The sequence below is a fragment of the Ferrimonas sp. YFM genome (genome assembly GCF_030296015.1).
GTDB lineage: Bacteria > Pseudomonadota > Gammaproteobacteria > Enterobacterales > Shewanellaceae > Ferrimonas.
On sequence record NZ_AP027368.1, the window covers coordinates 2,385,642 to 2,402,536 of the forward strand.

At 59.0% G+C, this 16,895-nt stretch carries 17 protein-coding genes; 7 read left to right on the forward strand and 10 right to left on the reverse strand.

What is annotated here, in order from left to right; translation table 11 throughout:
* Nucleotides 1-5: 5 nt before the first annotated feature.
* The 4 genes from QUE41_RS11065 to folD form a co-directional block, all read right to left on the reverse strand.
* Nucleotides 6-881: a fructosamine kinase family protein gene (locus tag QUE41_RS11065; RefSeq protein ID WP_286339106.1), complete on the reverse strand. Its 876-nt coding sequence runs from the start codon at nt 879-881 to the stop codon at nt 6-8.
* A complete protein-coding gene (locus QUE41_RS11070) occupies nt 878-1,756 on the reverse strand; it encodes a patatin-like phospholipase family protein (protein WP_286339107.1) in 879 nt (292 codons plus the stop codon). The genes QUE41_RS11065 and QUE41_RS11070 overlap by 4 nt, the downstream gene beginning before the upstream one ends.
* Before the next feature lie 2 nt (nt 1,757-1,758).
* Nucleotides 1,759-2,067 (reverse strand): hypothetical protein, encoded by a 309-nt coding sequence (locus QUE41_RS11075; RefSeq protein ID WP_286339108.1) that lies wholly within the window; start codon nt 2,065-2,067, stop codon nt 1,759-1,761.
* 93 nt (nt 2,068-2,160) lie between these two features.
* The gene (gene folD / locus QUE41_RS11080) at nt 2,161-3,033 is read right to left on the reverse strand and encodes a bifunctional methylenetetrahydrofolate dehydrogenase/methenyltetrahydrofolate cyclohydrolase FolD (protein WP_286339109.1); all 873 of its coding nucleotides are present in this window, start codon (nt 3,031-3,033) and stop codon (nt 2,161-2,163) included.
* Between the two features lie 282 nt (nt 3,034-3,315).
* On the opposite strand from folD, the gene QUE41_RS11085 reads away from it, so the two are divergent.
* From QUE41_RS11085 to QUE41_RS11100, 4 genes are all read left to right on the forward strand, one after another.
* Nucleotides 3,316-5,049 carry an SDR family oxidoreductase gene (locus QUE41_RS11085; protein WP_286339110.1) on the forward strand — a complete coding sequence of 578 codons (1,734 nt, stop codon included), beginning with the start codon at nt 3,316-3,318 and terminating at the stop codon, nt 5,047-5,049.
* A gap of 90 nt (nt 5,050-5,139) precedes the next feature.
* Complete coding sequence (locus QUE41_RS11090; RefSeq protein ID WP_286339111.1) at nt 5,140-5,295, forward strand: hypothetical protein; 156 nt, start codon at nt 5,140-5,142, stop codon at nt 5,293-5,295.
* Nucleotides 5,296-5,303: 8 nt separating this feature from the next.
* Nucleotides 5,304-5,801: a DUF2505 domain-containing protein gene (locus QUE41_RS11095; protein WP_286339112.1), complete on the forward strand. Its 498-nt coding sequence runs from the start codon at nt 5,304-5,306 to the stop codon at nt 5,799-5,801.
* Between the two features lies 1 nt (nt 5,802).
* Nucleotides 5,803-6,390 (forward strand): TetR/AcrR family transcriptional regulator, encoded by a 588-nt coding sequence (locus QUE41_RS11100; RefSeq protein WP_286339113.1) that lies wholly within the window; start codon nt 5,803-5,805, stop codon nt 6,388-6,390.
* Here the strand turns inward: QUE41_RS11100 and QUE41_RS11105 are convergent.
* From QUE41_RS11105 to QUE41_RS11130, 6 genes are all read right to left on the reverse strand, one after another.
* Complete coding sequence (locus QUE41_RS11105) at nt 6,341-7,273, reverse strand: alpha/beta hydrolase (protein ID WP_286339114.1); 933 nt, start codon at nt 7,271-7,273, stop codon at nt 6,341-6,343. The two genes, QUE41_RS11100 and QUE41_RS11105, sit on opposite strands and share 50 nt — an antisense overlap.
* Before the next feature lie 9 nt (nt 7,274-7,282).
* Nucleotides 7,283-8,680, reverse strand: coding sequence for a wax ester/triacylglycerol synthase domain-containing protein (locus QUE41_RS11110; RefSeq protein ID WP_286339115.1), 1,398 nt, complete (start codon nt 8,678-8,680; stop codon nt 7,283-7,285).
* Between the two features lie 16 nt (nt 8,681-8,696).
* Nucleotides 8,697-9,047, reverse strand: a complete 351-nt coding sequence (locus QUE41_RS11115) for a phasin family protein (RefSeq protein ID WP_286339116.1) — start codon at nt 9,045-9,047, stop codon at nt 8,697-8,699.
* A 23-nt stretch (nt 9,048-9,070) separates the two neighbouring features.
* Nucleotides 9,071-9,571: a phasin family protein gene (locus QUE41_RS11120; protein ID WP_286339117.1), complete on the reverse strand. Its 501-nt coding sequence runs from the start codon at nt 9,569-9,571 to the stop codon at nt 9,071-9,073.
* Nucleotides 9,572-9,679: 108 nt separating this feature from the next.
* On the reverse strand, nt 9,680-9,955 hold the full coding sequence (locus QUE41_RS11125) for a polyhydroxyalkanoic acid system family protein (RefSeq protein WP_286339118.1): 276 nt from the start codon (nt 9,953-9,955) through the stop codon (nt 9,680-9,682).
* A gap of 560 nt (nt 9,956-10,515) precedes the next feature.
* Entirely contained in the window at nt 10,516-11,772 is a 1,257-nt protein-coding gene (locus QUE41_RS11130; RefSeq protein ID WP_286339119.1) for a hypothetical protein, read from the reverse strand.
* 85 nt (nt 11,773-11,857) lie between these two features.
* Here QUE41_RS11130 and pepF point away from each other — a divergent pair, with 85 nt between their 5' ends.
* The 3 genes from pepF (at nt 11,858) to nrdG (ending at nt 16,892) form a co-directional block, all read left to right on the forward strand.
* Complete coding sequence (pepF, locus tag QUE41_RS11135; protein WP_286339120.1) at nt 11,858-13,717, forward strand: oligoendopeptidase F; 1,860 nt, start codon at nt 11,858-11,860, stop codon at nt 13,715-13,717.
* A gap of 498 nt (nt 13,718-14,215) precedes the next feature.
* Nucleotides 14,216-16,333: an anaerobic ribonucleoside-triphosphate reductase gene (gene nrdD, locus QUE41_RS11140; protein ID WP_286339121.1), complete on the forward strand. Its 2,118-nt coding sequence runs from the start codon at nt 14,216-14,218 to the stop codon at nt 16,331-16,333.
* Between the two features lie 61 nt (nt 16,334-16,394).
* Nucleotides 16,395-16,892, forward strand: a complete 498-nt coding sequence (gene nrdG / locus QUE41_RS11145) for an anaerobic ribonucleoside-triphosphate reductase-activating protein (protein WP_286339122.1) — start codon at nt 16,395-16,397, stop codon at nt 16,890-16,892.
* Nucleotides 16,893-16,895: the final 3 nt, after the last annotated feature.

A 16,895-nucleotide genomic window follows, 5' to 3' on the forward strand; every position in this document is an offset into this window, starting at 1 on the left:
AACTCTTAAATCTGTTCTGCCTGCTTCACCACCTCTTTGCAGCCCGATACCACCATATCCAGATAACCCTCGCCAAACAGGTTGAGGTGATTGAGTTGGTGGTAGAGGTTGTACAGGGCTTGGCGGCGCTGCCAACCCTCCGCCTGCGGCAGGATGCTGTAATAACCTTGATAGAAAGAGGGCGAGAAACCGCCGAAGAGGCGGGTCATGGCGAGATCGGTTTCCCTGTCTCCGTGATAGCAGGCAGGATCGAAGATGACCGGACGGTCCCCATCAAAGCCAGCATTGCCCCGCCACAAGTCGCCGTGGAGCAACGACGGTCGTGGTTTGTGGTCCGCCAGCAAGGTGTCGCTGGCGTTTTTCAGGGGTTGTAGCCAGCGACAAAGGCTCGAAGCGCCCGCTTCGATGGCCCAGTCAAGCTGTGGCTCCAATCGACGTTGCCACCAGAAGCTCTGCCAGCTGTCGTGCCAGCCATTGAGCTGCAGCGTGGTGCCGATGTGGTTGTCACTGTGCCAACCGTAGCGGCTGTCTTTGGGTACGTGTTGATGCAGCCTGGCCAGAGCTTGCCCCAGGGCACGTTCGGCTCCCCGGCGGCCCAGTTCCATCCAGGGCAACACCAGATACTGCCATCCATCGGCGTCCCCCCAGCACAGAGGCTGAGGCGCGATGTCGCCCAGCGCCATCAACCCCTCGGCTTCCTCCTCGAACAGGGCACCGTGGCTGAGTCGATTGACCTTGATAAACCATCGAAGCTGGCCATCGCTGACGGAGTAGGCCTGGTTGATGTCCCCCCCGGAGACCGGTTGCGGCGCAGACAGGGATACCGGCCCATTTAAGGCATCGGCCATCCCCTGCTCTACCGCAGCCCAGGAGAGGTTCACGAGACGAGCCCTTCCAGGTAAGCATCGGCGGCTGCGGCGCCCATCTCATAGCCCTGGCCCAACAGGGCCGAGTCCTTGGTAAGACGGCCTACGGGAAACTCCGGTGGCGGCTGAATCAGCCGGATGGTGCAGCCCTCTGGTGGCGAAGATAAGAAATTAAGGGTGCGATTGTAATGATGATGTCGCTGCAGCATCGCCTCACCCAATTCCGGATGACGGCGAAAGGCCCAGCGCATCAACGCGGGGAAGCGCGGCGCTGACTTCAGGTACCCGGCTCCCTGGGAGAGCACCACGGTGATCTCGTTAAAGCCCGCCTGCCAGGCGGCCTCAACCGGAATGGAGTCGGACACGCCGCCGTCGGTGTAGGCTTCCCCTTCCAAAGAGACGAAGTCTCGATAGGCCAGAGGCAGAGAGCATGAGGCTTTCATGGCCATCGCCAGGTTGTGGCGGTCGGCTTTGAGTTGCAACGGTGCAGCGTCGCTGGCCCGGGTCAGGCCGATGTAGAGAGGAATGCCACGGGCTTCGAAGGCATCGAAGTCAAATGGCAGTTCGGTCAACGTGATGGGCCAGAGCCAGTCGAGATCCAGTAGGTGACCGCCGCGGGCAAATCGCCAGGGGTTGATGAACTCAGGCCTACAGGAATAGTCCTCTATCACTTTGCGGGTTCGACCTCGTTGGCCGGACAAGTATGAGGCCAGTGCGGTAGAGCCCGCTGAGACACCGAAGCAGCCATCAAACGCAAAATGCTCTCTTTCGATAAACCTGTCCAGCACCCCGGCCGCAAAGATGCCGCGCATGGCACCGCCCTCTACGACGAGGGCGTGCCCTTTGAAGCCCTGATTGACGATGCCGGACATCTCCCTGTCCTGGGTCATGACTACTCCTTGTCGACGGTGACGGTGAACACCGGCGTGGGACTCAACAGGCTCTGCACCACCTTGTGCAGTCTGGCCAGTTCCATCTTTACCGTGGTCTGATCCGCGCCGAAGAAGCTCATCTCCAGTTGCATCTCACCATCGATGTACTGGCTGGACATCACGTTGGAGTCGGAGATTGCCGAGTCCATATACTGTTCAAACAGGCGCTCCAGGCCGGACACATGCTGAGGCTCCAGTTTGAAGCTCACCCTCAGCCGGATCAGAGCAAACTCTGTGGTCTCATGCCCTTCAAATCCAGGTAATACCATCTATCGAATCCTGTGTTTCACTCAGTTGCACCAGTCTAACCCACACAATAGGGCCTGTTGACCCTTGTGTCTCACATTTGTGGCCGAGCCAACTCAGTCCTGCTCGCGGGCTTGGTAGGCGGTCAGGGTGTTGTTCAGCAGACCGGCAATGGTCATGGGACCGACGCCGCCCGGTACCGGGGTGATGGCACCAGCGATGGGCGCCACCTGATCAAAGTCGACATCGCCCACCAGGCGAGTGCCCTCGTCGGTACTGATGCGGTTGATGCCCACATCGATCACCACAGCGCCAGGCTTCACCCAGCTGGCATCCACCATCTGCGGACGACCCACGGCCACCACCAGAATGTCTGCCTGACGGGCCAGTTCAGCGCCGTTGCTGCTGCGGGAGTGAACGATGGTGACGCTGCAATTTTCGGCCAGGAACAGCTGAGCCGCTGGCTTGCCGACGATGTTGGAGCGACCCACCACCACCACATGCTTGCCGGTGAGATCCCCAAGCTCCTCTTTGGCGAGGATGACGCAACCGGCCGGGGTGCAGGGCACCAGGGCACGTTTGTCGCCGATGCCCAGCAGGCCCACGTTGACCGGGTGGAAACCGTCCACGTCCTTTGCCGGAGAAATCTGCTTGAGGATACGCCCCTCATCCAGATGCTTGGGCAGAGGAAGCTGCACCAGGATGCCATCGATCTGCTCGTCCTGATTCAGTGAGTCCAGCAAACCCAACAGGTCTGCCTCGGTGGTCTGCTCGCCCAGACGGTGCTCCACGCTGAGGATCCCCGCCTGTTCGCAGCGTCGAATCTTATTGCGCACATAGACGTCACTGGCGGGGTTGTCGCCCACCATCACCACCGCCAGTCCGGGGGACCGTTTGCCGGCGTCGGTCAGGGCACGGACCCTGTGGGCCACCTGGTTCACCTGATCGTCGGCGATGCGCCGTCCGTCGATTCGCTTGGGCTGATTCATGCTGCTCCTTGGGGGTGGTAATCGGGAAAAACGTCCCATCTTAGAGCAAGGTCTCGACTCTGCTCCAGAGGGGGGAGTACGACCGCTGGTTTTCTGGTCGTTTTGAGGGTTCGGTATTTCATTAAGAGAAACAAGGATTACGATTCTTTATGAGGGAATACCTGGAAAGATATTGATTTGGGTCAACTACTTAATTACCTTCAGGGGTAACTTAGGTGAAAAGTTAGCCTCCCATCTCAGGGGCGCAGGAGCGCCTCCCGGGCCACAAGGAAGGAGCGGCAGATGAGCTACTTTGTAACCGGAGCTACCGGCTTGCTGGGACGGCAACTGATCCGTCGATTGCTCAGCGGTGGCAACACCCTCTACTGCCTGGTCCGGGATCAGGCGGGGCAGACTCGTCTTGAGGTTTTAGCCAAGGAGCTCGATGCCAGCGATCGAATTCGTCCCATCGCCGGCAGCCTCAAAGATCCCGCCCTGGGGTTGTCCGAGGCGGATCGCGTCGAACTCAAAGGCCGCATCTCCCACTTTATCCACCTGGCCGCCTACAACGATTTTCGCCGCGACGGCAACGAAGTGGTCAAGGCCAATGTCCAGGCCACCGAGGCTGCCCTGGCCTGTGCCGAGGAGCTGGGTGCCGGCTGCTTCCATCATCTGAGCTCCATCGCCGCCGCCGGACTGTATCGGGGCTGCTTCGATGAGTCCATGTTCTCCGAGGCTGAGCAGCTGACTCACCCCTATTTCCTCTCCAAGCATCTGTGCGAAAAGGCGGTTCGCCAGCAGCAGGGGATCCCGTGGCGCATCTACCGCTCCGGCATCCTGGTGGGCGACAGTCAGACCGGTGAGGCCAACACCATTCAGGGCCCCTACTACTTCTTCAAGCTGCTGCAGAAGATGCGCAACGCCCTGCCCAGCTGGTTCCCCTTGGTGGGCTTTGAGGGAGGCCCCCTCAACATCGTCCCGGTGGATTACGTGGCTGATGCCATGGCCCACCTGATTCGCCAGCCAGAGTTGGAGATGCAGTGCTTCCATCTGACCGACCCCAGACCCTACAACGCCGGTCAGGTGCTCAACCTGCTGTCTCAGGCCGGTCACGGTCCCACCCTGTCTCTGGGGCTCAACCTTAAGCTTTCCAGCCTGTTGCCCCAACCCTGGTTGCAGCTGGCCAGCCAGTATCCGCCTTTGGTGAAACTGGCCAGGCGCATACTCAGTGACTATGGCATCCCCCAGGAGACGCTGAGCCTGCTCAACTACCCCACCCGTTTCGACTCCCAGGCCACCCAGACACTGCTGCGCAAAGCAGGCATCAGTTGTCCGGACCTGGCCAGTTATGTGGTGCCTCTGTGGGATTACTGGGAGCGAAACCTGGACCCGGACCTGTTCCTCGACGACAGCCTGCGTCACCGCCTGACCAACAAGGTGGTGCTGATCTCCGGTGCCAGCTCCGGTATCGGCCGGGCCACAGCCCTAAGGTTGGCGCCTTATGGTGCCAAGCTGTTGCTGGTGGCCAGGAGCAAAGAGCGCCTTGCAGAGACGGAAAAAGAGGTCCGCGAGCTTGGGGGCAAGGCTCTGACCTTCAGTTGCGATCTCACCGATGAACAGGCCAGCGAGGCGCTGATGAAGCGGATACTGGGGGCCCATGAACGGGTCGACCTGCTGATCAACTGCGCCGGGCGTTCCATTCGCCGCTCCGTCGCCGCCTCCACCGAGCGCATCCACGACTATGAACGCACCATGGCCATCAACTACTTCGGCGCCCTGAGGCTGATCCTGGGCTGTCTGCCCGCCATGGCCGAGGCGGAATCGGGCCAGGTGATCAACGTCTCCTCCATTGGCGTGCTCACCAATGCCCCCAGATTCAGCGCCTATGTGGCGTCCAACGCCGCCCTGGAATCCTTCTGCCGCTGCGCCGCAGCGGAGTACTCAGACCTTGGGGTGCGTTTCACCACCATCAACATGCCGCTGGTGGACACGCCGATGATTGCCCCCACCCAGCTTTACCAGGCGGTGCCCACCTAAAGTGCCGAACAGGCGGCGGATCTGATCGCCACCGCCGTGGTGCACAGGCCCAAACGTATCGCCACCCGACTGGGTGTCGTAGGCGCGGTCATGCACGCCCTCTCTCCGAGACTGGCGGAGATCGTCATGAACATGCTCTACCGGATGTTCCCTGAATCCGGAGAGGTGCAAGAAGAAAAACTGAATTACAGCCAACAGCAACAGATGATTGGCCTGGCAGCGATGCTCCGGGGCATTCACTTTTAGGAGAAACGATGAAATTGGAACTCACCCACACCTATGCCTGCTCCACCGATGAACTGCTGCGCTACTTCAGCGAGCCGGAGCTGATAGAAGAGAAGTATGAGGCCCTCGGGTGTCACAAGGTGCGAATTCCTCAACATCTGAATCAGGATGACGTGCTGACTCTGGCGACCAAAAGGGAAGTGGCGAGCAACGTGCCCGCGGTACTCAAACGGCTGCTGGGCTCGCAGAACATGGTGAAACAGGAGGAGCAGTGGCAACTGGGCCAGGGGCCTGTCTATCGCTGTGAGATGTCCGTTGAGCTGGTGGGTGTGCCCATCAAGATCACCGGCACCATGGTGTTCGAGCCCACCGACACCGGCTGCGTCAACCGGGTGGAGATGCAGATGAAGAGCGCCCTGCCCTTTATCGGCAACAAGCTGACTCGCTTCGTCCACGACGAGATTGAGCGCATGGCCAATGCCGAGTGGCACTACCTGCAAACCCAGCTGACCACTGAGCCCGCCTGATATGGGTACCCGTCAGCGCATTCTCGACACCAGTCTGGCGATGTTTAACCACCATGGGTCGGCCAACATCACCAGCCTGGACATTGCCGCCGAACTGGAGATCAGCCCAGGCAACCTCTATTACCACTTCAAAGGTAAAGAGGAGATCATCAACCAGCTCTCCAAAGAGTGCGAGCTGGCGGTGAGCACCCTGCTGGCCCGGGTGGATCTGGAGGAGATCAGCGAGCCGGAGTACTGGGTGTTTCTCCACTCGCTGCTGCGGGTGTGCCTGCACTACCGCTTCCTGTTCCTGGATCTGCAGACCGTCGCCCCCGACAGCGGCAACCGCCGGGCTCAGCGGCTGATGAAGCAACTGCACAGCTTCACCTCCCACAGCCTGGCGGCACTGGAGGATAAGGCGCTACTGCAACTTAAGGGGGAGAATCGGGAAGAGCTGGCGGACAACCTGTTCCTGCTGGGGCTCTCCTGGCTCTGCTTCGACTCAGGGGACAGCGACGAGAAGGCGGTGGAGCGTGGCGCTCACCGTCTCATCTCTCTGGTTAATCCTCACCTGACCCGGCAACTGAATTTTGCCGACACTGATCGATAAACTTTCCGCACCGCTCCATCGCCTCCTTGGCTTCGGGCAGTTGTTGGAACAGGGTAAACACATGGGGCAGGCCTGGCCAGATGGTCAGGTCTGCGACCCCACCCTGACGCCTCACTTTGGACTTTAACCTCACCGAATCGTCGAGCAAGATCTCCAGACTGCCCACATGCACCATGATCGGCGCCAGATCGCTGAGATCCGCCCCCAGGGGGGAAGCCAGAGGATCGCAAGGGGTGTGGCCATTGAGGTAGGAGTTTCGCAGCAGCATCAGGCTGCCCAGATCGAAGAAGGGATCCTCATTGCGCATCACGAAGGCGGACTGACTGTTCATGGTCAGGTCCAGGGCCGGGGAGAACAGCAGCGCCGCCAAAGGCTGGGGCAGCCCCTTGTCCTTACATTTGACCATGGTGGCCAGAGCCAGGTTGCCTCCGGCAGAATCACCACCGAGGATGATCTTCTCCGGCGGTACCCCCTGCTCCAGCAAGGTGCGGTAGGCGGTAAAGCAGTCGTTCAATGCCGCCGGAAAGGGAAACTCGGGCGCCAGACGATAACTGACCATGACTCCCCGAGAGCGGGTTTCCCGGCTGAGGTAGTGGAGCATGGCACTGTGCACCTGGGGAGAGCGGAAGCAGAAACCGCCGCCATGGAAATACAGCAAGATGTTGTCGCCGGCGGGCCGTCCCTTGACGATCCACTGGCAAGGCACCCCGGAAAGGCTGTCGTCAATCCACTCCAGGCCACCGGGAGTGCCGATGTAGGAGTTGAGCTTATCCAGCCCGGCGATCACCCCACGGACCGACAGAATGTCATTGCAGCGCTCCAGGCGACCACGAATCGCCCGGTAGAGGACCTTGTTTAAAGCCTTAGCACGCCAGCTGGACATCCAGTTTCCTTAGTTTGCGGGAGTGAGTCTTGATGATATGTGAGAAAACACAGAAGACTCAAGCTCTTCCAAACCCTCCTCGAGATAGCGATCGAAGGATTCGATTCCGGGCAGGGAGTGACGGCAGCACACCAGGCCAAAGTGCAGCACCCCGTCGTAGTGCATCAGGGTCATGTTGAGGGTCTGGCCCGGCATCAGCAGAGACAGAGGGTAACTGGCGGTCAATTTGGCCCCCAGCAGAGAAAGGGGATGATCCGCCGCTTCCACTTCGGAGATCAGCATATTGGCCGCGGGAGGCAACCACTGCTTGTCGTCGTAGCGTGCCGCCACCAGGGCCAGCGCGTTGACCACAGAGGAGTAGCGGTTGTAGGCCTTGGCGCTGGTGCGGCGGGTCTGCTCGCGGATACGCCGGTTGGTACGACCTATGGTTTTCAGTCGCTGCATCGGCGTCATCCCGGGTTTGCCCAGCTCCACCAGACCCACGGAGATCATATGCAGCCGGTCGCCCTCCTCCCCGTCTCTCAGCGGCACCATGGCCACCAGGGGGTCCCGGTCGCGCCAGTTGTGCACCTTGAGGTAGCGGTGCAAAGCCATATCACACAGGGTCAAGACCACATCATCGAACCGGGCTCCTGTGTAGGTGGCCAAGCGGCTCAAGCGGCTGGCGGGCAGCTTGGAGAGGATCACCTGCTTAGCCCGATCCGAACTGATGTCATTGAAGGGGGTGCGCGGTGCGGTAAAGGGCAGGCGTATGCCACTGGCGGTCAGCGACAGTCTGTCCCCGGCGGCCATCCCCAACAGCTTCAGGCTGTCCAGTCCTATCTTCGCCTGCTTCACCCAGAAGGAGGGTGACAGGGCTTCCAGCCACTGACTGAGCTCCGGCGGCTGCTCATCGATGCGGCTGCCCAGTTGCCAGAACGGCACCAGATAGCCCAGGTGCTCAGACAGCTCAAAGCTGTCCGCCACCAAACTGGCGGCGCGCAGGCCATCGGTGAGGGCGTGGTGGAACTTCATCACCAGGGCAATATCGCCGCTTTCCAGGCCATCAATCACCCACAGTTCCCACAGGGGGCGGCTGCGATCGAGGCGGTAGCTGTGAATGCGGGCCACCAGCTCCATCAACTGGTCAGCGTCGCCGGGCTTGGGCAGTTTGGCGAGACGGACATGGTAGGAGAGATCCACCTCATCCGCGGGCAGCCACTTGGGCACCCTGGAGGTGGAGCAATGAATCACTTGATCGAAAGGCGCCACCACCGGTCCGCAGCGTACCAGCTGCCGGTGGAGGCGCAGACCAAAGTCTTGGACGTCCTGCGGAGGGCGCAACATCATCAGCCCTGACACATGCAATGGTGTCGAGTCGCTTTCGAAAAGCAGGAACACCAGCTCAGACAGGGACAGAGTGGTCATGCGCCCTCCCTTTGGCCTACTTGGCCAGTTTCTCGATTGCCTCGGCCAGTTTGTCGACCTTGGCGTTCAGCTCATCAATCTGACGTGGATGGATGCCGCTGAGGCGATAGAACAGGTTATGTACCCGTGCTTCCACCTCTTCGTTGGCGCGATCCAGGTTGTCCTCGACCCGGGCTCGGGTGTTGGCTTCCACTTCACGACCACGCTCAACCAGCTTCTCGAACAAGTCACCGGATTTGCCTTCCAGCTCCTTGGCTTCTTCGATGCTGCGGCTGTAGACACCCAGGCCGGCGAGCCAGATGTTTCGAGCCAGTTGCTCGTTATCAACGCCTTCTACGGGTGGCATTCCCTTAATTTCGTTGCTCATCATGTGCTCCTTACACCGCGGCATTAGGCGGGTTTAGTGGTGGTTCGGCGAGTGGTCTTGGCTGCGGGCTTGGCGGCGGGTTTCGCTGCAGGCTTCGCGGCTGGTTTGGCTGCGGCCTTAGGCGGCGCCTTTGGGGTCGCGGTGGCTTTAGGAGCAACCTTAGCGGCGGCTTTCTCTTCGGCCATCTTGTCCACCAGAGCAGTCAGACGATCAATCTTGGTCTCCAGCTCTTCCAGCTGTTCCGCTTCAAGGCCGGTGACCTTCTGAACCTGGTTGTGCAGCTGGGCTTCGAAGGCATCCTTGGTCTGGCTGGATGCTTCGGATACGCGCTCTACGGTTGAGGACTCAAGCTCTTTACCCCGCTCAAGAAGCTCATCAAACAGGCCCAGGCCTCGCTCAGACAGTTGGCTGATCTCTTCGGCACCCTTAGAGTAGGCGCCCAGTCCTGCCAGCCAGATTTTCCGATACAGAGCCTCTTGGGTGTCGGCATCGGCATTCTTAGATCCAAATAGTCGCTTCAACATGTTGCCTCCATGACGGGAAAGTTTTCTTTTGTCATGGTCAGAGTACGGCGGATCTTTAGAAGGGGCATTCTAAACGGCTGGGAAAAATTGAGATTGGTCAATCTTGGGTCAGATAAGCAGGGTGTCCAGTTGTGACTCAATGCCCTGTCGAATGACCGGGGCGAAGGGGATCAGCATCAGGCCCAATTTCATCTCTATGGTCACCTGATGAGGTTCTGGGACCAGCACACCTTTGGCACCGCTGCGACGAAAGGTCAGCTGCTCACCCTGCCACTGCCAGGTGACCTGGTAGTCGTTGGCCAGGGTCTGAGCGACCTGCTCGCTGAGGTCACGAATGCCCTGGTGACCCAGAGTGTGATTACGTTGAATGTAGATGGCAGTCATCGGCCTATTCTCCCTGATGCAAATGAAGGGGTCTGATGCCCCTCTTTTCCTATACGTTTTAAGTTACCAGACCAGAGCAATTTTTCCACATTGTTCTCTTTGGACGATCACTCAATGGCTCACTAACCCGGCCAACCCACCCATCATTATCGAATTAATTATTCTTATGCATAAATGATAGGACTTAGCGAAGGCGTAGGCGGCCACACCTGCGAACCGACATGGCAGCACCTGCAAACAGGAGTGGCCAGTAAACCGCAAATATCACTCGGTACCCATGAACGTGCACAGACAGCCCAGGTCAGAATCAGGCCTATTCACCTCAGCTTGTCTTCTGGCTTCAGAGGCCAGATTCAGACAAGGTCCCTCTTTTTCAGACGAGCGAGTAGACTGAGGCGCCAGAGGCGGGTCAGAAGTGTAGCATCGACAAAAATTGACTTTTGACGAGATCGCGCCCTCAAACGCCTGGTCGAAACGCCACCAAAAAGGGACGGGTTACACTTTTGGTTACACAACGTAAAAGTCGGTAAAAATGGAAAAGGCGCGCAACCCGACTCAAGTCAGCCGGCGGACTTTTGTATGTGTAGCCTTTTGACCCACATCTTTGACAGCTCAAACAGCTCCCCAACCTGCCCCTCTGAGGGCCTCTCCTCCAGCAGCGGCCAGGGACGTTTGGGCACCTCTCTGCCCTGCTCTTTCAGCCACTGGCTGGCCAGCTCTCGAATGGAGGCGGTGGTGAAACGCCGGTCAAGACCACATTGCCCCTTGAGATCACTCATTAGTTTTACTGGGTAGCTTTCCGGCATCGGCTTGCTGGAGTCCGTGGGACAGCTGAATACCCAGGGGCCCTCTGATGCCTCTCGCTGGCGACGCTTGAGCCAGGCAGAAGTCTCTGAGGAGAGCATCAGGAAACGGACCCTGCCGTCGACCTGAACCCGTGCGAAACCCCGGTCCAGATCCAGCTGAGACCAGCTCAGTTGACACAGGGATTTGAAGCCGATGAGGTTGCTCAGTTGCAAAAGAAGGAGGGGCTTTAGGGCCTCGGCATCGTCCAGGGCCAGTACCGTTTTGTGGTAACGGCCCAGCTCTCGCCAACCGATTTTATGGCTCAACGAAGTATTGCGTGCCAGGCTGAAGGCTTCACAGGGACAGGCCGTGCCTGGGGTCATCCACCCCTGGGCAGACTCCAGTCCTCGCGCCACCCGGAAAAACAGCCGAAGCAGGCTGAGCCGGTGTTTGGCCCCAGGCTGCTGTGGGGCCACCAGGGCCTCCACTTCCGCCAGGGTCAGTGACTCACCGATGCGCTCTGCCCGTTCTCCGTCGAACAAGGCTTCCAGCTGACTCACTTCCGCCCGCCACCTTGGGCGCCGGCCCTGAGCCCAGTCGGCAAAGAGCTCAACCCCTTTGCTCAAAGGGGTGCCCTGGGGCGGCGGCGCTTCACCCTGCTGCACCAGCCTGTGCTGCTGCCAGGACTCAATGGCGGCCTGTCGGTCCATCTGCGGGTAGTAGCCCAGGGTAAGCTGGCGGGTGCTCTTGGCCCCCTTGGGCGTGTAACGGTAGACCCAGCGGCGCTTGTGACGGCCGACTTTGAAGATCAGGCCCGGGTAGTCCGCTTCATTGATGTCGCTTTCCGCATGCTGATAACCGGAGGCTTTACCCTGGCCCTCAATGTCGGCGATCGCCTGCTTGATCACCGCCTGAACCCGGCCTCGCACGCCTGTGGCCAGGCACTGATCCAGCAGGGCCAGCACCTGCTGTTTCGGGGTCATTTTGATGGCCGCACCGTCATTTTGGTGCGCCTTGTCACTCTTTTTCATTCTGTTACCAATGTTGTCTCACAGCATTGCGCCACAGTTGCTAAGCTGCTGCTGTCTTTAACCATAACGATTATATGGACTTACAATGTTTAAGCAGTCACTGATTGGCCTGGCCCTGTTTGCCGGCGCCGCCCTTTCACCGGCCCTGGTGGCCGAGGAAACTCAACAGAACTGGGATCTGACCCCACTCTACGCCGATTGGCAACAGTGGCAGGGCCAAAAAACCAGCCTGGAGAAGCAATTGGATCAACTCGCCGCCTATCAGGGCAAGTTGGGCCATTCCGCTGCGACCCTGGCCGATGCCATGGACCTCTATTACGGGCTGTCCAAGACTCTGTCCCAGTTGTACGTGTACGCCAACCTGAATGCGGACACCGATCTGCGCAACTCCGACAACGGTGCCAAGCGTCAGTCCATCGCCATGCTGGCCAACCGTTTCAACCAGGGCTCCTCCTTCATCAACCCTGAGCTGATCAGCCTGGGCGAAGAGAAGGTGTTGGCCATGGTGAAGTCTGAGCCTCGTCTGGCCGACTACCGCTTCCCGCTGGAGAACATTCTGCGCGGCAAGGCCCACACCTTGGCCCCTGCGGCAGAGAAGATCCTGGCTGCTGCCGGCACCGTCACCAGTGCCCCCTACTCCAGCTACGCCACCTTCACCAATGCCGAACTGCCCTGGCCAGAAGTGGAGCTGGACGGAGAACTGGTGACCCTGAACCAGGCCACCTACGCCCGTTTCCGCAGCCATCCTGATCGCGATGTACGTAAGAAAGCGTTCGACAACTTCTTTGGCACCCTGTCCAAGTACCGTCGCACCATCGCCTCTCTGCTGGACGCCAATGTAAAAGCCGACGTATTCAACGCCCGCAGCCGCAACCACGACTCCGCCCTGGAAGCCGCGCTGAGCGAAGACAACATCCCGGTAGAGGTGTACAGCGCCCTGGTGGACACCACCAACGCCAACCTCGACACCCTGCAGCGTTACCTTAAGTTACGCTCCCGTATGCTGAAATTGGATGATCAAGGCTATTTTGACATCTACCCCGCCGTGGTCAAAGCCACAGGTGATTATCCCATTGAGCGTGGCATCGAGATGATGCTGGCCTCCCTGGAGCCCATGGGCGACAGCTACGTCAACAAGATCCGTACCGGCCTGGACCAGCGCTGGATGGACACCTATCCCAAGCTGGGCAAGCGCTCCGGTGCCTACATGAGCGGCAGCGCCTACGACGTACACCCCTACGTGCTGATGAACTACAACGATGACTACACCTCGGTGTCTACCCTGACCCACGAGTGGGGCCACGCTACCCACTCTGTGTACGCTAACGCCAATCAGCCCTACGCCACCGCAGGCTACGCCACCTTTACTGCAGAGATCGCCTCCACCTTCCAGGAGCACCTGCTGACCGACTACGCACTGAAGAATGCCGCAGACGACAACGAGCGCCTCTACTACCTGGGCCAGACTCTGGAGAAGTTCCGTCAGACCTTCTTCCGTCAGACCATGTTTGCCGAGTTTGAACGTGCCATCCACGAAGAGGTAGAGAAAGGTCAGCCTCTGAGCGATACCCGCGCCTCTGAGATCTACCTGGATCTGCTGCGTCGCTACCACGGTCACGACAAGGGCGTGATGGCCATCGATGACGCCTACGGCATTGAGTGGGCCTATGTGCCGCACTTCTACTACAACTTCTACGTGTATCAGTACGCCACCTCCATCGCAGCCTCTGCGGCGTTTGCCGATGAGGTGCTCAGCGGCGACAAGGCGGCCTACGACCGCTACCTGAACCTGCTGAAGTCCGGTGGCAGTGACTACCCCTATGACCTGGTGAAAACCGCCGGGGTCGATCTGGCCAGTGCCCAGCCTTACGAAGCGATCTTCAATCGGATGAACCGTCTGATGGACGAGATGGAAACCATTCTCGATCGCAGCGAAAAGCTGTAACAAAACCGCCATTTGGTGCTGAGCAAAAAGGGAGCAAACGCTCCCTTTTTTTGTTATCAGAACCGCCATTTTGCGATCAGGAATTTAACAAGGATCTAACCACAGCTCTAAGGCAGGGCAACCAAGGGCCGAAGCGGGTTTTCCACAAGCTGTGAAACCATCCACAGGGACAAGTATGAAGAACACTGTTTCCATCACACCCTCACCCCCTCATTTTTGCACCGACAACCGCCGACTCTCTGTTCAGAGATCACATCGAAAGATCATATCGGATACATGTTGATTACTTTATAAAAACTTGATCAACACCAATGAATCACTTAACAGTAACTTCATTCGAATTTTGGGTAGTGATCTTCTTGATCGCGATCAATTTATCCGACGGAAAATTGGCGCTTAATATGCGTCGAAACCCCACATATGGGCCATATTTAAGACAAGGCAACAAGATGTAGTGCTTGTCAAGGCCTATTCCTACATTCTTAAGGATTTTTTCTCATGCCAGTTGTGATTAAGAGAGACGGTTGTCAGGTGCCCTTTGATAGCGCAAGGATTCGCGACGCTATCGCACGGGCTGCCATGGCAGCTGACGTCAAGGATGATGACTACGCTCAACGTGTCTCTAACACCATTGAGCAGGAACTGGCTGAGTCTGGCGACGTCAACATCGACGAGATCCAGCAGATGGTGGAAAACCATCTGATGGCGGGCCCCTATAAAGCGGTGGCCCGTGCCTACATCGAGTATCGCCATGATCGCGATATCGCCCGCGAATCCAATAGCCGCCTGAACCGTGAGATCCGTGGCCTGGTGGATCAGAGCAACGCTGCCCTGCTCCACGAGAACGCCAACAAGGACTCCAAGGTGATCCCCACTCAACGGGATCTGCTGGCTGGCATCGTCGCCAAGCACTACGCTACCCGCCACATCCTGCCTCGGGAAGTGGTCAAGGCCCATGAGTGCGGCGAAATCCACTACCACGATCTGGACTACGCCCCCTTCTTCCCGATGTTCAACTGCATGTTGATCGATCTGGAAGGGATGCTGACCGGCGGCTTCAAGATGGGCAACGCCGAGATCGACGTACCCAAGTCCATCTCCACCGCCACCGCGGTGACCGCCCAGATCATCGCCCAGGTAGCCAGCCACATCTATGGCGGCACCACCATCAACCGCATCGATGAAGTGCTGGAGCCCTACGTCACCAAGAGCTATGAGAAGCACCTGGAAGTGGGCAAAGAGTGGCAGGTGTCCGACGTGGAAGCCTACGCCATGGCGCGCACCGAGAAGGAGTGTTATGACGCCTTCCAGAGCCTGGAATACGAGGTCAACACCCTGCACACCGCCAATGGCCAGACCCCCTTTGTGACCTTCGGCTTTGGCCTGGGCACCAGCTGGCAGAGCCGCCTCATCCAGCAATCCATCCTCAAGGTGCGCATGGTCGGCCTGGGCAAGAACCACAAGACTCCGGTGTTCCCCAAGCTGGTGTTCGCCATCCGTGATGGCCTGAACCACAAAGAGGGCGACGCCAACTACGACATCAAGAAGCTGGCGCTGGAGTGCTCCACCAAGCGGATGTACCCGGACATCCTCAACTACGACCGCGTGGTCGAGGTGACCGGCTCCTTCAAGACCCCCATGGGCTGCCGCAGCTTCCTGTCCGCCTACGAGCAGGATGGTCAACTGGTGCACGAAGGGCGCAACAACCTGGGCGTGGTCAGCCTGAACCTGCCCCGCATCGCCATCGAAGCCAAGGGCAACGAGAACCTGTTCTTCGAACTGCTGGACAACCGCCTGGCCCTGGCCAAGAAGGCCCTGATGACCCGCATCGATCGCCTGGAAGGTGTGAAGGCCCGGGTGGCCCCCATCCTGTACATGGAGGGTGCCTGTGGCGTGCGTCTGAAGCCGGACGACGACATCAGCGAGATCTTCAAAAATGGCCGTGCGTCCATCTCCCTGGGCTACATCGGCCTGCACGAGACGGTCAACGCCCTGTACGGCGCCTCTGGCCACGTGTTTGACTCTGAGGAGATGCGTGCCAAGGCCCTAACCATCGTAGAGCGTCTGCGCGCCGCTACCGACGCCTGGAAGGCACAAACCGGTTATGGCTTCAGCCTCTACTCCACCCCCAGCGAAAACCTGTGCACCCGTTTCTGCAAAATTGACCAGCGCCAGTTCGGTGTGGTCGACGGGGTAACCGACAAGGGCTACTACACCAACAGCTTCCACCTGGATGTGGAGAAGAAGGTGAACCCTTACGACAAGATCGACTTCGAGAAGCCCTATCCGAAGATCGCCAACGGTGGCTTCATCTGCTACGGCGAGTACCCCAACATGCAGAAGAACGTCGAGGCGTTGGAAGATGTGTGGGATTACTCCTACCAGCATGTGCCCTACTACGGCACCAACACGCCCATCGATGAGTGCTATGAGTGCGGCTACACCGGTGAGTTCGATTGCACCTCCAAGGGCTTCACCTGTCCCAAGTGCGGCAACCATGACCCGTCCAAGGTGTCCGTCACCCGTCGCGTCTGCGGTTACCTGGGCAGCCCGGACGCCCGCCCCTTCAACGAAGGCAAGCAGGAAGAGGTTAAGCGCAGGGTTAAACACCTGTAGCATTTGAGTACACGACAAAGGGCAGGGCTGGTCCCTGCCCTTTTTGATGGAGGACGCATCAATGAACTATCACAACTATTATCCGGTGGATGTGGTCAATGGACTGGGCACTCGCTGTACCCTGTTTGTGTCCGGTTGCGTCCATCAGTGCAAGGGCTGCTACAACCAGAGCACCCAGCGACTGGACTCAGGTCACCCCTTTACCGACGAGTTGGTGGAGCAGATCATCCGCGATCTCAGCGACACCCGCATCAAGCGCCGTGGCCTGAGTCTCTCCGGAGGCGACCCCCTTCACCCGGCCAATGTGCCCGCCATTCTCGAGTTGGTCACCCAGGTTAAGGAGCGCTGCCCGGACAAGGACATCTGGTGCTGGACAGGCTACCGACTGGACGAGCTGGATGACGCCCAGCAGGCACTGCTGCCCTACCTGGATGTGCTGATCGATGGCCGCTTCGAACAGGAGCTGGCGGATCCCTCCCTGCTGTGGCGAGGCAGCAGCAACCAGGTGGTGCACCGTCTCTCTCCAAGGGCACAGGCGTGCATCCCTGCCGTGGAGTAACTG

What these genes read in the sequence shown, in the direction of transcription:
- nrdD (WP_286339121.1), top strand. Translation starts at nt 14,216, where the DNA reads ATGCCAGTTGTGATTAAGAGAGACGGTTGTCAGGTGCCCTTTGATAGC.
- QUE41_RS11100 (WP_286339113.1), top strand. Translation starts at nt 5,803, where the DNA reads ATGGGTACCCGTCAGCGCATTCTCGACACCAGTCTGGCGATGTTTAAC.
- QUE41_RS11090 (WP_286339111.1), top strand. Translation starts at nt 5,140, where the DNA reads ATGCACGCCCTCTCTCCGAGACTGGCGGAGATCGTCATGAACATGCTC.
- QUE41_RS11075 (WP_286339108.1), bottom strand. Translation starts at nt 2,067, where the DNA reads ATGGTATTACCTGGATTTGAAGGGCATGAGACCACAGAGTTTGCTCTG.
- QUE41_RS11115 (WP_286339116.1), bottom strand. Translation starts at nt 9,047, where the DNA reads ATGAGCAACGAAATTAAGGGAATGCCACCCGTAGAAGGCGTTGATAAC.
- QUE41_RS11105 (WP_286339114.1), bottom strand. Translation starts at nt 7,273, where the DNA reads ATGTCCAGCTGGCGTGCTAAGGCTTTAAACAAGGTCCTCTACCGGGCG.
- QUE41_RS11130 (WP_286339119.1), bottom strand. Translation starts at nt 11,772, where the DNA reads ATGAAAAAGAGTGACAAGGCGCACCAAAATGACGGTGCGGCCATCAAA.
- QUE41_RS11095 (WP_286339112.1), top strand. Translation starts at nt 5,304, where the DNA reads ATGAAATTGGAACTCACCCACACCTATGCCTGCTCCACCGATGAACTG.
- pepF (WP_286339120.1), top strand. Translation starts at nt 11,858, where the DNA reads ATGTTTAAGCAGTCACTGATTGGCCTGGCCCTGTTTGCCGGCGCCGCC.
- folD (WP_286339109.1), bottom strand. Translation starts at nt 3,033, where the DNA reads ATGAATCAGCCCAAGCGAATCGACGGACGGCGCATCGCCGACGATCAG.
- QUE41_RS11085 (WP_286339110.1), top strand. Translation starts at nt 3,316, where the DNA reads ATGAGCTACTTTGTAACCGGAGCTACCGGCTTGCTGGGACGGCAACTG.
- QUE41_RS11120 (WP_286339117.1), bottom strand. Translation starts at nt 9,571, where the DNA reads ATGTTGAAGCGACTATTTGGATCTAAGAATGCCGATGCCGACACCCAA.
- nrdG (WP_286339122.1), top strand. Translation starts at nt 16,395, where the DNA reads ATGAACTATCACAACTATTATCCGGTGGATGTGGTCAATGGACTGGGC.
- QUE41_RS11125 (WP_286339118.1), bottom strand. Translation starts at nt 9,955, where the DNA reads ATGACTGCCATCTACATTCAACGTAATCACACTCTGGGTCACCAGGGC.
- QUE41_RS11110 (WP_286339115.1), bottom strand. Translation starts at nt 8,680, where the DNA reads ATGACCACTCTGTCCCTGTCTGAGCTGGTGTTCCTGCTTTTCGAAAGC.
- QUE41_RS11070 (WP_286339107.1), bottom strand. Translation starts at nt 1,756, where the DNA reads ATGACCCAGGACAGGGAGATGTCCGGCATCGTCAATCAGGGCTTCAAA.